The organism is Thiohalobacter sp. (genome assembly GCF_027000115.1).
Classification (GTDB): domain Bacteria; phylum Pseudomonadota; class Gammaproteobacteria; order Thiohalobacterales; family Thiohalobacteraceae; genus JALTON01.
Window position 1 is genome coordinate 11,471 of sequence record NZ_JALTON010000023.1, and the last position, 14,844, is coordinate 26,314.

Genomic DNA, 14,844 nt, shown 5'->3' on the forward strand with positions numbered 1-14,844 from the left:
ATGCCCCCGAAGGACCAACCGATGCGCGTGGCGCTGGTAAACGACTCCCGCATGGCCCTGATGGCCCTGCGGCACGTGATCGAGCGCAGCGAGCGCTACTGCGTCGCCTGGGTGGCCGAGAACGGCGCACAGGCCGTGGTCCGCTGCACCGAGAGCCTGCCCGATATCCTGCTCATGGACCTGAACATGCCGGTGATGGACGGGGTGGAGGCCACGCGGCGGATCATGGCGGCAACCCCCTGCGCCATCGTGGTGGTCACGGAGAGTGTGGAGGACAAGGCCACCCAGGCCTTCGCGGCCATGGGTGCAGGCGCCCTGGATGCCCTGAACACGCCGGTACTGGGCATGGGCGGCGACACCGAGGGCCAGGACGTGCTGCTGGCCAAGCTGGACACGGTGGCACGGCTGGTCAGTGCCAATCGGCGCATGGTACCCGAGACTGCCCCCGCGGCGGCCGCCACGCCCCGGCCACCGCGGCGCAGCGAGGAGCGGCTGATCGCCATCGGCGCCTCCACCGGCGGGCCGGCCGCCCTGCGCACCCTGCTCTCCGGCCTGCCCGCGGAGCTGCCCGCGTCCATCGTCGTCGTCCAGCACGTGGACGAGCAGTTCGCCCGCAGTTTCGCCAACTGGTTGAATGAAGAGGTCTGTCTGCCGGTTCGCCTGGCCCGCACAGGGGACTTCCCTAAAGCCGGGGAGGTTTTGGTCGCTGGTAAGGAGGACCATCTGGTCCTGCAGCGGGACCAGAGGCTTGGCTATACCCCGGAGCCGGCGGACTATGCCTACCGGCCTTCGGTGAACGCCTTTTTCGACAGCGTGGCGGCCCACTGGGGCGGTCACGCCGTCGGGGTGCTGCTCACCGGCATGGGCCGCGACGGCGCGACCGGCCTAGCGGCACTGCGCCGGCGCGGCTGGACGACCATCGCCCAGGACCGCGACACCAGCGCCATCTACGGCATGCCCAGGGCGGCAGCCGAACTGGACGCGGCAAGCCGGATACTGCCGCTCGACGAGATCGCCCCGGCCCTGATCGAGGCGATGGAAACCACCACCATGGACAAGGCGGGACAGGAAACCGGATGACCGGCTCGGACACCAGGACCGACAGCATTCCGGAACGCTTCGTCGTTCTGCTGGTCGACGACCAGGCCATGGTCGCCGAGGGGGTGCGTCGTGAACTCGAATCGGAAAGCGACATCGAGTTCCACTACTGCCCCGACCCGCGCGAGGCACTGGACCGGGCAGCGGAAATCGAGGCCACGGTGATACTCCAGGACCTGGTCATGCCCGATGTCGACGGGCTGATGCTGCTGCGATTCTATCGTGCGAATCCCGCTACCCGTGACATTCCGGTCATCGTGCTGTCGTCCAAGGAAGACCCCGTGACCAAGAGCGAGGCCTTCAGCCAGGGCGCCAACGATTACCTGGTCAAGCTGCCGGATCGCATCGAACTCATCGCCCGCATTCGCGCCCACTCGCGCAGCTACATGGCCCAGAAGGAACGCGACGCGGCCTATCAGGCCCTGCGCGAGATGCAGGCGCAGCTCGAGCGCAGCAACGAACAGCTCGAAAAGAGCAACCGGGAGCTGCAACGCCTCAGTTCCCTCGATGGCCTCACCGGCATCGCCAACCGGCGCCAGTTCGACAAGGCCCTGGAGCGCGAATGGCAGCGCGCCCTGCGCAACTGCACCGAGGTCGCGCTGGTCATGGTCGACATCGACTATTTCAAGCGCTACAACGACACCTACGGCCACCAGGCAGGCGATGATTGCCTGCGCGCCGTGGCCCATGCACTGGATCACGTGGTCTATCGGCCGTCCGACCTGGTCGCCCGCTACGGCGGCGAGGAATTCGGCGTGATCCTGCCGGACACCGACCTCGCAGGCGCGCGCCAGGTCGCCGAGAAAATGGCCGAGGCAGTAAAACGTCTCGAACTGGAGCACCGCAACTCCAGGGTCGCCGACCGCGTGACCCTGTCCATCGGCATTGCCTGCGCTGCACCGCGCGGCCAGGGCGAAGCCGAACTGCTCCTCTCCGCCGCCGACCAGGCCCTGTACGCGGCCAAGCACAACGGCCGCAACCGCATCGAGGCCGTGCACCTGGCCGAGCCCGCCCCGATGCCCGCCGCCGAAACCTCGACCTCCTGACCCCTCGCCAAAGCCGGTTGGAGACCCTATCATGGTGCCCGTTGCGCACGGGCGCGGCCGATCATGCGTTGCCATCGTTCAGGAGTCGATCATGACCTTTGTCGTCACGGAAAACTGCATCAAGTGCAAGTACACGGATTGCGTGGAAGTCTGCCCTGTCGACTGCTTCCACGAAGGACCGAACTTCCTGGTCATAGATCCCGAGGAGTGCATCGACTGCACCCTGTGCGAGCCCGAGTGCCCGGCCGAGGCCATCTTCCCCGAGGACGACCTGCCGCCCGGTCAGGAGAAGTTTCTGGAACTGAACGCCGAGCTGTCCCAGGAATGGCCGGTGATCACCCAGAAGAAGGACGCGCCGCCCGATGCCGACGAATGGAACGGCGTAGCCGACAAGCTCAAGTACCTGGAGCGCTGAGCCTGCCTGCCAGGTGATCGACGCCAGCCCGCCCCGACTGATCCGGCTGCCCTGCGCGGCCGATCCCTGCGCCGAAGCCGCCCGGCTGCTGATCGACACCCCCACGCTGCCGGACCTGGGTGCTTGCCTGGTCTGGGTACCCGACCCGCGACTGCGCGCACCCCTGCTTGCGGCCCTGGAAGCGACGGCCCGGGCGGCAGGCCACAGCGCGCTGCTCGCCCCGGAAATCACCACCCTTGGCGACTGGGTGTCCCGCCAGCCGCTGGAAGTCGACGCGCCGCTGCCGCTGCCAGCCTGCGAACTGCTGCTGGTCGAGGCCCTGCGCGGCTTCGAGCGCCTGTTCGGCGATGCCGATCCCTGGTTCGCCGCCGACAGCCTGCTGGCCCTGTTCCAGGAACTGACCCGCGAGGGTGCACGGCTGGGGGACAGCGAGGATGGCTGGCAACAGCAACTCGCCCGCGCCTACGGCATTCTCGGCGAGGCACCGGTCCCCATGGGCCGCGAGGCGGCCATCGTCCACCGCCTGTGGCAGGCCTGGCACCAGCAGCTCGCCGACAGCGGCCGCATCGACCCGGCCACCGCCCACGTGCAGCGCATCGACCGGCTGGTGGCCGAGCCCCCCGCCATCGACCGGCTGCTGATCCTCGGGCAGGCCCGCTTCACGCGACCGGAACGGCGGCTGATCGAGGCCCTGGCGGAGCACACGCCGGTCACCTGGCTGGTGCAGGACACCGGCGTCGCGCTGCCCTGGCTGCCCGACTGGACTGCGGCCGCCCTGCCGGCGGACATCGCCCCGACCGGGGAGAGCCTGTTCGACCGGCTGTTCCCGGACGACGACCCTCTGCTCGCCCGGGCGGAAACGCTGCGCAGTCAGACCCCGGCACCGCCACCGGACACGGCATTCGCGATATACGCGGCGGCCGACGCCGAACAGGAGGCCCGGGCGGTCGATCTCGCCGTGCGCCGCTGGCTGCTTGCCGGCTGCCGCAACGTTGCCGTGGTCACCGAGGACCGACGGCTGGCGCGCCGGGTGCGCGCGCTGCTGGAACGCGCCGGCATCGAGCTGGTGGACAGTGCCGGCTGGGCCCTGTCCACTACCAGCGCCGCGACCGCCGTGGAGTGCTGGCTCCAGTGCGTGGAGGAGGATTTCCCGCACCAGGCACTGTTCGATCTGCTCAAGTCGCCCTTCTTTCCCGCCGCCGACCGCGAGGCGCACCTGGCCACCGTGTACCGGCTGGAGGAAGACCTGGTGCACCGCGAGGGCGTCGGCCGCGGGCTGGATCGCTACCGTCGCCACCTCGGCTACCGCAGCCGACGGCTGGGCACTGGCGCCGAGCGCAGCCATGGCGCACAGCTGCGCCTGCTCGACCGGCTGGACAGCGCTGCAACGCCCCTGCGCCCGCTGATCAGGGGCGCGCATCCGCCGCACACCCATCTGGCGGCCCTGCTGGCCTCTCTGGATACCCTCGGCCTCACCGACATCCTTGCCGCCGACGCTGCCGGCGAGTGCCTGTTGCACTGCGTGCAGGGACTCATGGGAAGCGACGAGGCCGGCGGTATCCGGCTCGCCTGGCCGGAGTTTCGCGCCTGGCTGGGACGTCGCTTCGAACAGACCTACTTCCGTCCCGGCAGCAGCAGCGGGCCGGTGCAATTGCTGAGTCTGGAGCAGAGTGCCGGCCTGCGTTGCGATGCGCTGGTACTGGCGGGCTGCGACCAGGAGTCGCTGCCGGGGCCGCTGCCGCGCAACCCCTTCTTCAACGATGCCGTACGCGCCGACCTGGGCCTGCCCACCGGGCACGACCATCGCCTCGCCCGGCGCGCCGCATTCCGCACCCTGCTTTCGGCAGCGCCCCGGCGGCTGCTGACCTGGCACCGCGAGGCCGACGGCGAGCCACGCCTGCCCAGTCCCTGGCTCGCAGGCCTGCTGGCACTGTACCGGCAGGCCTGGGGCAGGGAACCGGGTGACGATGGTCTGGACGGCCTGCTGACCCATCCCGGCAGCCGCGTCGCCGCGCCGGAACCGGCTCCCCTGCCCGAACCGCCCCGGCGTCCGGACCCTCCGCTGTCGCCGGCCCTGTGGCCCGAGCGCCTGTCACCCACCGGGCACCAGACCCTGATCGACTGCCCCTATCGCTTCCGGGCCGCGGTCGGCCTGCGGCTGACCGCCCCCGAACCCATCCGCGAGGCGCTGACCAAGGCCGAGTATGGCGAGCGGGTGCACCGCTGCCTGGAGGCCTTTCACATTGATCTGCCCGGCCTGCCCGGCCCCTTCCGCGAACCTCTGGACGAAAATCACCGCGAGGCGGCCATCGCCCTGCACCGAGCCATTGCCGAGACCGTGTTCGCCCGCGATCTGGAGGACAACTTCGAACACCGCGGCTGGCTGCATCGCTGGCTGGAGCGCATCCCCTCGCTGGTCGAGTGGGAAATCGAGCGCCACGCGGCGTGGCGAGTGAAGGCGGTCGAACAGAAACTGGCATCCACGCTTGCGCCCGGCCTGGTGCTGGCCGGGCGACTGGACCGGCTGGACACCTCGGATGCGGGAACCGCCATCATCGACTACAAGACCGGCCGCACACCGGACCAGGCCGACGTTGAGTCGGGCGAGGCGGTGCAGCTGCCGAGCTATGCCCTGCTGGCACCGGATGTGACCGGGGTGGCCTACCTGCTGCTCGACGGCGAGCGGGTAAAGACCGGGGCACTGCTGGAAGGGGACGCGCTGGCGGAACTCACCACCGACGTCCGCGAGCGGCTGGTCCAGCTTGCCGAGGACATTCGCGCAGGGGCGGGACTGCCCGCCTGGGGGGATGCCGCGACCTGCCGCTACTGCGAGATGGATGGCCTGTGCCGGCGGCCGGTCTGGGAACAGGCCGGCGCGGAGGGAGCGGCGATCGATGGCAAAAAATGAAAATGAAGAAAAGGGCGGCCCGAAGGCCGCCCAGGTCCTCGCGGGCAGTCCCGCCCGACCCGGCATCCCTGCGGGTGAGCCTTCCCTGCGCCAGTCCCGACGCTTCCTCACGCCAATCGTTTGCCGAACCGGAAATACGGCCGTCACGCTACCAGCTTTTTCCATGGAAATCGTGACGCATTCAGCACCTGGGCGTGAAACTGACACCGGTTTCAGAAAATGCTTACACAGCGGACGGGAGGCGCTGAACCAGTGAGCCATCCCCTCGACGCCACCCGCCCGGAGGTCAACGCCACTGTCCATGCCGCCGCCGGCACGGGCAAGACCTACCTGCTGGTGAGCCGGCTGATCCGGCTGCTGCTGGCCGGCGCCGAACCGGCGCGCATCCTCGCGGTGACCTTCACCCGCAAGGCCGCTACCGAAATGCTGGACCGCCTCGCCGAACGGCTGGCCGAGCTCGCAAGCCTGCCGGATGCGGCACTCGACGACGCCCTGCGCGCGCTGGGTGAAACACCGGACCCCGCCCTGCGCGCGCGGGCACGGCGGCTCCACGACCGACTGCTGTTCAGCGACCAGCCACTGCGGGTGACCACCTTCCACGCCTTCTGCCAGGAGATCCTGCAGCGCTTTCCGTTCGAGGCCGGGGTGCCGCCCGGTTTCGAACTGGCCGAGGCCGAGACCGAGCTGCGCCGTGCCGCCTGGGACGCACTCCAGGCCGAGGCCACGGCCGCACCCGACGGACCGCTTGGCCGCTGCCTGGACGCACTGCTGACCGCCTGCGGCAGCCTGCACAACCTGAAGGACGCCCTGGGTGCCTTCGTCGACCACCGCATCGACTGGTGGGCCTTCACCGCCGGGGCCGACGACGTGCTGGCACAGGCAAGCGAGCGCGCGACGGCCTTCTTCGGCATCGGCCCGGAAGAGGAACCCCTGGCGGCGCTGGCCGACCCCGAGCTGACCGTGATGCTGCGCGAGTTCGTCGAGCTGCTGGGCCGCCACCCCACCGACACCTTCAAGCAGCGTGCTGCAGACATCGACCGGGCCCTGCGCCCCGGCGTCGATCTCGCGGGCCGGATGGAACTGCTGTGCCCGGTGTTTCTCAAGACCGATGGCAAGCCACGGCTCTACAAGACCAGCAAGCGCCTGCTCAGCAAGCTGGGCAGCGAGGGCGCCGAACGCCTGCTGGAACTGGCCGATCTGCTGGCCGAACGTTGCCTCGAAATGCGCGACCGCCAGGCGCGCCAGCGCAATCTCGCCACCACACTCGCCTGGTACCGGGCCGGCCAGCGCCTGCTCGACCACTACCAGCGCATCAAGCGCGAACAGCGTCTGCTCGACTTCGCCGACCTCGAGTGGCACGCCTACCGGCTGCTCAACCTGGACGAACATGCCCACTGGGTACAGTACAAGCTGGACGCCCGCATCGACCACCTGCTGGTGGACGAATTCCAGGACACCAGCCCCACCCAGTGGCGCCTGATCCGGCCGCTGATGGAGGAACTGATGGCCGGCAACGAGGAACGCCGGCGCTCGGTATTCCTGGTCGGTGACGCCAAGCAGTCGATCTACGGCTTCCGCCGTGCCGATGCGCGCCTGTTCGCGGCCGCCGCCGACTGGCTGGCGCGGTTCCCCGGCACCGAGGCCCACGGCCTGAGCCGCTCGCGGCGTTCGGCGCGCGCCATCATCGACTGCGTGAACCGGGTATTCGAACATCCGGAGCAGACCGGCCTGCTGGCCGACTTCGAGCACCACGACACCTTCCATGGCGATCTGTTCGGCCGGGTGGAACTGCTGCCGCTGGTCGAACCCGCCGAGGCCGAAACGGAGTCCGCCGCAGCACTGCGCGATCCCCTGCGCCGCCCCCGCCCCGAACGGGCGGACGACCCCCACTACCGCGAAGGGCAGCTCATTGCGCATCGCATTCGCGTACTGCTCGACTCGGGCATGGTGATCGGCAGCGGCGAGGCGGCCCGCACTCTCGATGCCGGCGACATCTGGATCCTGCTGCGCAATCGCACCCACGCCGAGAGCTACGAGCGCGCCCTGCGGGATGCCGGCATCCCCTACCTGGGCACCGCGCGCGGGGCCCTGCTCGACAGCCTGGAGGTGCGCGATCTGGAGGCCCTGCTCACCACCCTGGCGACCCCGTTCGACGACCTTGCCCTGGCCCAAGTACTGCGCTCGCCCCTGTTCGCCGTGACCGATGCCGATCTCGAGGCCCTGGCCGTCGGCGAGGGCCGCTGGTTCGACCGCCTGCTGCGGCATGACTGGCCGGCGGATTCGGCGCTGGCGCGAGCCGCCCGCCTGCTCGGGCGCTGGCATCCCCTGGCGGGTGCCCTGCCGGTCCACGATCTGCTCGACCGCATCTACCACGAGGGCGAGGTACTGGCCCGCTACGATGCCGCGTCCCCGGACAGCCTGCGGCCACGCGTGCTGGCCAATCTGGAGCGGCTGATGGACCTGGCACTGGAAGTGGACAGCGGTCGTTACCCCAGCCTGCCCCGCTTTCTGCTGCGCCTGGGTGAGCTGCGCGAACGCGCCGGGGAGGGGCCGGACGATGCCGTTGCCCAGGCCGGCGCCCGGGTGCAATTTCTTACCGTGCACGGGGCCAAGGGGCTGGAGGCGCCGGTGGTGTTCCTGGCCGATGCCGCCGGGACGGCGAACAGTCGCCGCGCCTGGCAGGCACTGGTCGACTGGCCACCCGATGCCGAGCGGCCGCGATGGCTGCTGCCCGACCCGGGCGGCAAAGGGCGCGACTCGGCCCTGTCCGGGCTGCTCGACCGGCAGCGCGAAACCGAACGGCGCGAGGACGCCAACCTGCTCTATGTCGCCCTCACCCGCCCGCGGCAGATGCTGGTGGTCAGCGGCTGCCGGCCGCGTCGGGGCGACGGGCTCGGCTGGTATGGCATGCTGGCCCGCGCACTGGACGCCACCGACACCCTCGACGCGGGCGAGGCATGGCACTGCGAAACGGGCATCCCGGCTCATCCGGCTGCCCGCCAGGCCCCGCCCGAGCCCGAAGCCATCGCGCCGGACCCGGCGCTGTCACGCCCGGTAGCGGCGCCGCCGACCCTGGTGCGGCTCGCGCCCAGCCGACAACTCGACGAATGGGCGGCCGAGGCGGGCGACGCCGACGGGCGGGTGCGCGGCCTGGCACTGCACCGGCTGCTGGAACTGCGGACACCGCCCGCACCGGTGGAACCGGGTCCCGCGCGTCGCCAGCTGGCCGCGGAACTCGGGCTGGCACCCGGGCATCCGTTGCTGGACGAATGGTCGCAGGAGGCAGGTGCGGTCCTGGCGGATCCCGCGCTCGCCTTTCTGTTCGATCCGGCGGCCAGCCGCCGGGCATGGAATGAGTGCCCGTTGACCTGCCGCACCGACGACGGCCGGCTGGTGGACGGCGTGGTGGATCGCATGCTGCTGTTCGACGACCGGCTGCTGATCGTCGACTACAAGACCCATCGGGTGGACGCCGCCGGCGCGGAGGCGCTTGTCACCAGATTTCTGCCCCAGATGCGGCTGTATCTCGAGGCCGGCCGGCGCCTCTGGCCGGAGACACCCGTGGAAGGCGCCCTGCTATTCACCCATTGCCGCCGGCTTGTCCCCTGCACGCCTTGAAAGGCCGCCGACCGGCCCCATGTCTACGGCCGGGTGCCCGCAGCCCTTGAACCGCTCGCGACATTGCCTTGAACACGACTATGCATGGACTGTACGAGAACAGAGTGATGAGCAATTCCCCCCACGTCATCGAAACGGGCCAGCACGACTTCGAACAGGCCGTGATCGCCCGCTCGCACGAGGTACCGGTGTTGGTGGACTTCTGGGCCGAATGGTGCGGCCCCTGCAAGATGCAGCTACCCATCCTGCTGCGGCTGGCGGACGCCTACCAGGGGCGTTTCGTCCTGGCCAAGGTCAACACCGATGTCGAGCAGGAACTGGCCGCACGTTTCGGGATCCGCAGCATTCCCACCATGAAACTGTTCGTGAACGGCGGGGTGGTGGAGGAGATCACCGGCGCGCAGACCGAGTCTGCGCTGCGCGAACTGCTGGATCGCCATATCGAACGCGAATCCGACATGCTGCGCCACCAGGCGCTGGAGAAGGCCGCCGCGGGCGACCGCCAGGAGGCGTTGCGCCTGTTGCGCGAGGCCGGCCGGCAGGACCCCGACAATCCGCGTATTGCCCCGGACTTCATCCGCGTGGCCATTGACGCCGGCGAGCTGGAGGCGGCCCAGCAGGCGCTGGCCGCCCTGCCCATAAGCCGGCGCGAGGACGATGACATCCGTGCCTTGCGCGCCTCGCTGGAACTGGCGCGCCAACTGGCGGACGCGCCGCCGCTGGAAGAGCTGGAACGCAGGGTTGCGGACCAGCCGGACGATCTGCAGACGCGCGAGGCGCTGGCGGCACGCCTCGCCGCAGACGGGCGGTACGAGGAAGCCCTCGACCAGTACCTGGAAATCCTCAAACGGGATCGCGACTACAACGAGGGCGCGGCGCGCAAGGGCATGCTGGCCATCTTCGAACTGCTCGGCAACCAGGGCGATCTGGTTAGCCGCTACCGGCGCCGCCTGGCCATGTATCTCTACTGAGGCGCGGCTGCGGTCTGATCGAGCATCTGCTCCAGCCGGGCCGCCGGCACATAGCCGGGAATGATCCGGCCGTTCTCGAGAACGATCGCAGGCGTGCCGCGCAGGCCCAGTTCCTGCACCAGGCGCAGGTGGCGATCGACGGGGTTGTCGCACTGTGCCGGTTCGGGGTCCTTGCCCTGCTTGGCGGCGGTCAGGGCCGCGCGACGATCCTTGGCACACCATACCGAGCGCGCCTTGTGGTAGGACGGGGTATCCGGCCCGCTGCGCGGGAAGAACAGGTAGCGCACGGTGATGCCGCGGCGGTTCAGTTCCGGCACCTCGGCATGCAGCTTGCGGCAGTAGCCGCAGTCGATATCGGTGAATACCGTGATGACATGCTTCTGCTTCGGTGCCGGGAACAGGATCATGTTGTCCTCGCCCAGCTCGCGCAGCTCGGCCAGCAAGAGCTGCGACCGCCGCTCGGCGGTCAGGTTGCGCTGCGAACCCAGTTCCATGATGGCCCCCTGGATCAGGTAGCGGCCGTCGCTGCTGACGTAGACCACCTGCGGCCCGAAGGTCACCTCGTAGACCCCGGGCACGACCGATTCGGCAATGCTGTCGGGGCTCATCCCGGGCAGGGCCCGGGAAAGTGCCTGACGCACCTGGTCAGGTTGGGCGTGGGCAAGAGTGAGCGCGGAGAGCAGCAGGAGAAAAAACAGTTTCTTGACGAGATGCATCACAAGGTTTCCCGGAGTCGGTGGCGTCAGGGACGGCGGCCATTGTGCGCCATGAACGGCGGTCCGGCAAACAGTGCCGGCGGCAGGACAACAGACCACGGAAAGGCGGGAAAGTTGCTCAGCCGCGCGGATGATGGCTGGCATGCAGTTCGCGCAACCGCTCGCGGGCAATGTGGGTGTAGATCTGGGTGGTGGACAGGTCGCTGTGGCCCAGCAGCATCTGCACCACGCGCAGGTCGGCGCCGTGATTGAGCAGGTGGGTGGCAAAGGCATGGCGCAGGGTGTGCGGCGACAGGGTGCTGCCGATACCCGCAACACGCGCGTAATGCTTGATGCGATGCCAGAAGGCCTGCCGGGTCAGCGGCGCGCCGCCGCGTCCGGGAAACAGGTACTCGCTGTCGCGACCGTTCAGCAACGTGGCGCGGGTATCCTCGAGGTAGCGCACCACCCAGGCCAGCGCCTCCTCGCCCAGCGGCACCAGTCGTTCCTTGCTGCCCTTGCCGGTGATACGCAACACACCCTGGCGCAGGTTCACCTGATCGAGCCGCAAGCCCACCAGCTCGGATACCCGCAGGCCGGCAGCATAAAGCACCTCGAGCAGGGTACGGTCGCGCACACCCACCGGGGTCGAGGTGTCCGGCGCCGCCAGCAGGGCATCCACCTCGGCCTCGCTCAGCGATTTCGGCAGCGGACGACCCAGCTTGGGGGATTCTATGTTGAGGGTCGGGTCGACCTCGACGCCCCCCTCGCGCAGGCGATGGCGATAGTAGCGCCGCAGGGTGGACAGCAACCGTGCCACGCTGCGTGCGCTGCGCTTGCGCTCGCCACACAGCTTGAGATAGTCCAGTACGTGGACGCGTGACACCTCGTCCAGGGAAAGATCGCCGGCGGCCAGCCAGCGCGCGAAACCGTTGAGGTCGGACCGATAGGCGGAGAGTGTATGAGGGCTGAGTCCTTCCTCGATCCATAGTGCATCGAGAAAGGATTCGATTCGGGACAGGTTCGTCCCGGTCAGGCTGGCGAGCTCGGAAGCCGCTGCTGCTGGTTCCTGCAAGACGGATTCGGACTCCGATTGCATCAGGGAATGGTGCTACCTTACTCACATGCACTGGGGCAACGCAAGTCTTTCCTGGCCCGCGCAAACCGGAACGGAAGCGACCCGATGAACGAAACCGCCTCACACCAGGCCGTACTCGACATCCTGCGCGATCTGCTCGCCGAACTGCACGGCGACCGCATACCGCCCGATGTGACTCTTGCCAGCCATCTGGAACAGGACCTGGGCATCGACAGCCTCGGCCGCGTGGAACTGCTGATGCGGATTCGCACGCAACTCGGCCTCGATGTTGCCGAGGATGAAATCTTCGAAGTGGTGACCGTCGGCGACCTACTGTCGCGCCTTGGCGTTGCAGCGGACACGCGCGCAGAAACACCGCTGCCGACGCCAACGGCTGCACCCGACGGGCAAGTGCGGTGGCCGGCTCAGGCGGAAAGCCTCAATGCGGTGCTGGCGTTTCATGCCGAGCGACTCGGCGACCGACCCTATCTCACCTTCCTTGCGGGCAGCGGGGTGCAGACGCTGACCCATGCACAGCTCTTCGAACGTGCCGGCCGGGCGGCCGCAGCGCTGCGCGCCCACGGCGTGGAACCGGGCGACCGGGTGGCACTGATGCTGCCCTCGGGCTTCGAGTTCTTCGACGCCTTCTACGGCACGCTGTGTGCGGGCGCCGTGCCGGTCCCCCTGTACCCGCCCGCCAGCAAGGCCCGGATCGAGGCCTTCCTGCTGCGCCAGGCGGGCATCCTCGACAACGCCGGCACACGGGTATTCGTGACCAGCGAGCAGATACGGCCCTTTGCCCACGCCCTGCGCCAGCAGGTGGCCGCGCTGGAGCACATCCTGCCGGCCTCGGTGCTGACCCGGGAACGCGGTCACGTCTGCCTGCCGCGCAAGGCCGACGACCTTGCCTTCCTGCAGTACACCTCGGGCAGTACCGGCCAGCCCAAGGGGGTGATGCTCACGCATGGCAATCTGCTGGCCAACGTGCGCGCCATGGGCCAGGCTGCGCGGGTGGATCCGGGCGAAGACCTGTTCGTGAGCTGGCTGCCCCTGTATCACGACATGGGCCTGATCGGCGCCTGCCTGGGCTCGCTCTACCATGCCCTGCCGCTGGTACTGATGTCTCCGCTCAGCTTCATCAGCCGGCCGCAGCGCTGGCTGCAGGCGCTGCACGACTATCGCGGCACGCTGTCGGCAGCGCCCAACTTCGCCTACCAGCTCTGCGCCAGCCGGCTCGAGGACAGCGACATCGAGGGCCTGGACCTGTCCCGCTGGCGACTCGCGTTCAATGGCGCCGAACCGGTGCATGCGCAGACCATCGAACGCTTCTGCAGCCGCATGCAGCGCGCAGGTTTCCGGCGCGAGGCCATGACCCCGGTGTACGGCCTGGCCGAGAACGCCGTTGGCCTGTGCTTCCCACCGCCGGGACGCGGACCACGTTACGACACCGTCGACCGGCAAAGGCTGGTGTCGGAAGGCATCGCCGAACCGGTGGAGGCCCGCGCGGAGGATGCCACCGAGATCGTGGGCTGCGGTCTCGCCCTGCCCGATCACGAGATTCGGGTCGTGGATGCGCAGCGACGGCCCTTGCCCGACCGGCGGGTGGGCGAGATCCAGTTCCGCGGGCCTTCAGCCACGCAGGGCTATTTCCGCAATCCCGAGGCGACTGCTGCCCTGGTCGACGGTGAATGGCGCAACACCGGCGACCGCGGCTACCTGGTCGAGGGTGAGATCTTTCTCACCGGCCGCATCAAGGAAATCATCTTTCGTGCCGGTCGCAACCTGTACCCCTACGAACTGGAACAGGCCATCGGTGATCTCGAGGGCATTCGCAAGGGCGGAGTGGCCGTGTTCGCCGCCATGCCGCCGCAGGGCGGCGAGGAAAGGCTGGTGGTGGTGGCGGAAACCCGGGAACGCAGTACCGAACGGCGCAAGGCACTGGTCGAGCACATTCGCGAGCTGTCGATGACGCTGCTCGACACGGCGCCCGACGACATCCTGCTGACCCCGCCACGCACGGTACCCAAGACCTCCAGCGGCAAGATCCAGCGCGCCGAGTGTGCGCGCCGCTACCGGGAAGGCAGGCTGCTGCCGGACGGCCGCGGCGGCGGTTCGCTCCGCGTGCGGCTGGCGCTCGGGGTTCTGCTGGCGGCGGGCCGGCGCGGACTACGCCGCGGCGGCCGGCTGCTCTATGCCGGCTGGGCCTGGCTGGCGGCGATCGCGGTCGCGCTGCCGAGCCTGCTGCTGGTCCTGCTCGCGCCCGGACGGCGCACAGCGCAACGCGTGGCTCACGTCGGAGCGCGCGCCCTGCTGTGGCTCGCCGGCCTGCCGCTGCGCGTCGAGGGGGAAAACCGGCTGCCGGCAGGACGGCCCTTGGTCCTGGTCGCCAACCACGCCAGCTATCTGGACGCGCTGGTGCTGATCGCGGCACTCGACCACCCGCTGCACTTCGTGGCCAAACGCGAGCTGGCGAATCACCCGCTGCTGCGCGCCTTCCTGCGCCGACTGGGCACCGAATTCGTGACCCGCAGCGACGTGCGCGCGAGTGTTGCCGAGACCGAGGCACTGGTCGCTCGGGTGGCGGCCGGCGACGCGGTGGTGTTCTTTCCCGAGGGCACCTTCACCGAGGCCAGCGGCCTGCGCCCCTTTCGTCTCGGCGCCTTCCGCATCGCCGCCGATACCGGGACGCCGGTCGTTGCGGTGGCCCTGCGCGGCACCCGAGAGGTGCTGCGCGGCGACCGCTGGCTGCCCCGCCATGGCCGGCTGGAGGTCATCGTCGGCAAGCCGCTGGAGCCCGCCGGCAACGACTGGGCCGCGGCAATCGCCCTGCGTGATGCCGCCCGCCGCTTCATCCTCGAACACACCGGCGAACCCGATCTGGCCGGCTCGGCCAGCATTGCCCTGCCCGCGGGTACGTCGGACCCGTAGCTATTAACCCGGCAACCAAAATATATCGTGTTCAGGATGCAGAGAAAGCCGCTGAACAAGGCGTGGCTCGCCGGCAATGGCCCAGCC

Annotated in this window: 10 protein-coding genes; 8 read left to right on the forward strand and 2 right to left on the reverse strand. The window is 69.2% G+C overall.

From position 1 onward, the window contains the following. From MVF76_RS03490 to trxA, 7 genes are all read left to right on the forward strand, one after another. On the forward strand, window positions 1-1,080 hold the full coding sequence (locus MVF76_RS03490; RefSeq protein ID WP_297527402.1) for a chemotaxis response regulator protein-glutamate methylesterase: 1,080 nt from the start codon (window positions 1-3) through the stop codon (window positions 1,078-1,080). Further along, window positions 1,077-2,144: a GGDEF domain-containing response regulator gene (locus tag MVF76_RS03495; RefSeq protein WP_297527403.1), complete on the forward strand. Its 1,068-nt coding sequence runs from the start codon at window positions 1,077-1,079 to the stop codon at window positions 2,142-2,144. Before MVF76_RS03490 ends, MVF76_RS03495 begins: the two co-directional genes overlap by 4 nt. Window positions 2,145-2,235: 91 nt before the next feature. After that, window positions 2,236-2,559: a ferredoxin FdxA gene (gene fdxA, locus MVF76_RS03500; RefSeq protein ID WP_297527404.1), complete on the forward strand. Its 324-nt coding sequence runs from the start codon at window positions 2,236-2,238 to the stop codon at window positions 2,557-2,559. 13 nt (window positions 2,560-2,572) lie between these two features. Next, on the forward strand, window positions 2,573-5,467 hold the full coding sequence (locus MVF76_RS03505) for a PD-(D/E)XK nuclease family protein (RefSeq protein ID WP_297527405.1): 2,895 nt from the start codon (window positions 2,573-2,575) through the stop codon (window positions 5,465-5,467). After that, entirely contained in the window at window positions 5,454-5,723 is a 270-nt protein-coding gene (locus MVF76_RS03510) for a hypothetical protein (protein WP_297527406.1), read from the forward strand. Before MVF76_RS03505 ends, MVF76_RS03510 begins: the two co-directional genes overlap by 14 nt. Then, window positions 5,720-9,085, forward strand: a complete 3,366-nt coding sequence (locus MVF76_RS03515; protein ID WP_297527407.1) for a UvrD-helicase domain-containing protein — start codon at window positions 5,720-5,722, stop codon at window positions 9,083-9,085. The genes MVF76_RS03510 and MVF76_RS03515 overlap by 4 nt, the downstream gene beginning before the upstream one ends. A gap of 107 nt (window positions 9,086-9,192) precedes the next feature. Then, on the forward strand, window positions 9,193-10,056 hold the full coding sequence (gene trxA, locus MVF76_RS03520) for a thioredoxin (RefSeq protein WP_297527408.1): 864 nt from the start codon (window positions 9,193-9,195) through the stop codon (window positions 10,054-10,056). Here the strand turns inward: trxA and MVF76_RS03525 are convergent. Together MVF76_RS03525 and xerD are read right to left on the reverse strand one after the other, a co-directional pair. Next, entirely contained in the window at window positions 10,050-10,772 is a 723-nt protein-coding gene (locus MVF76_RS03525) for a DsbC family protein (protein ID WP_297527409.1), read from the reverse strand. The genes trxA and MVF76_RS03525 overlap by 7 nt on opposite strands. Window positions 10,773-10,890: 118 nt before the next feature. Further along, window positions 10,891-11,787 carry a site-specific tyrosine recombinase XerD gene (gene xerD, locus MVF76_RS03530; protein WP_297527440.1) on the reverse strand — a complete coding sequence of 299 codons (897 nt, stop codon included), beginning with the start codon at window positions 11,785-11,787 and terminating at the stop codon, window positions 10,891-10,893. A gap of 147 nt (window positions 11,788-11,934) precedes the next feature. On the opposite strand from xerD, the gene MVF76_RS03535 reads away from it, so the two are divergent. Then, window positions 11,935-14,757 (forward strand): AMP-binding protein, encoded by a 2,823-nt coding sequence (locus tag MVF76_RS03535; RefSeq protein WP_297527410.1) that lies wholly within the window; start codon window positions 11,935-11,937, stop codon window positions 14,755-14,757. The last annotated feature ends 87 nt before the right edge of the window (window positions 14,758-14,844 follow it).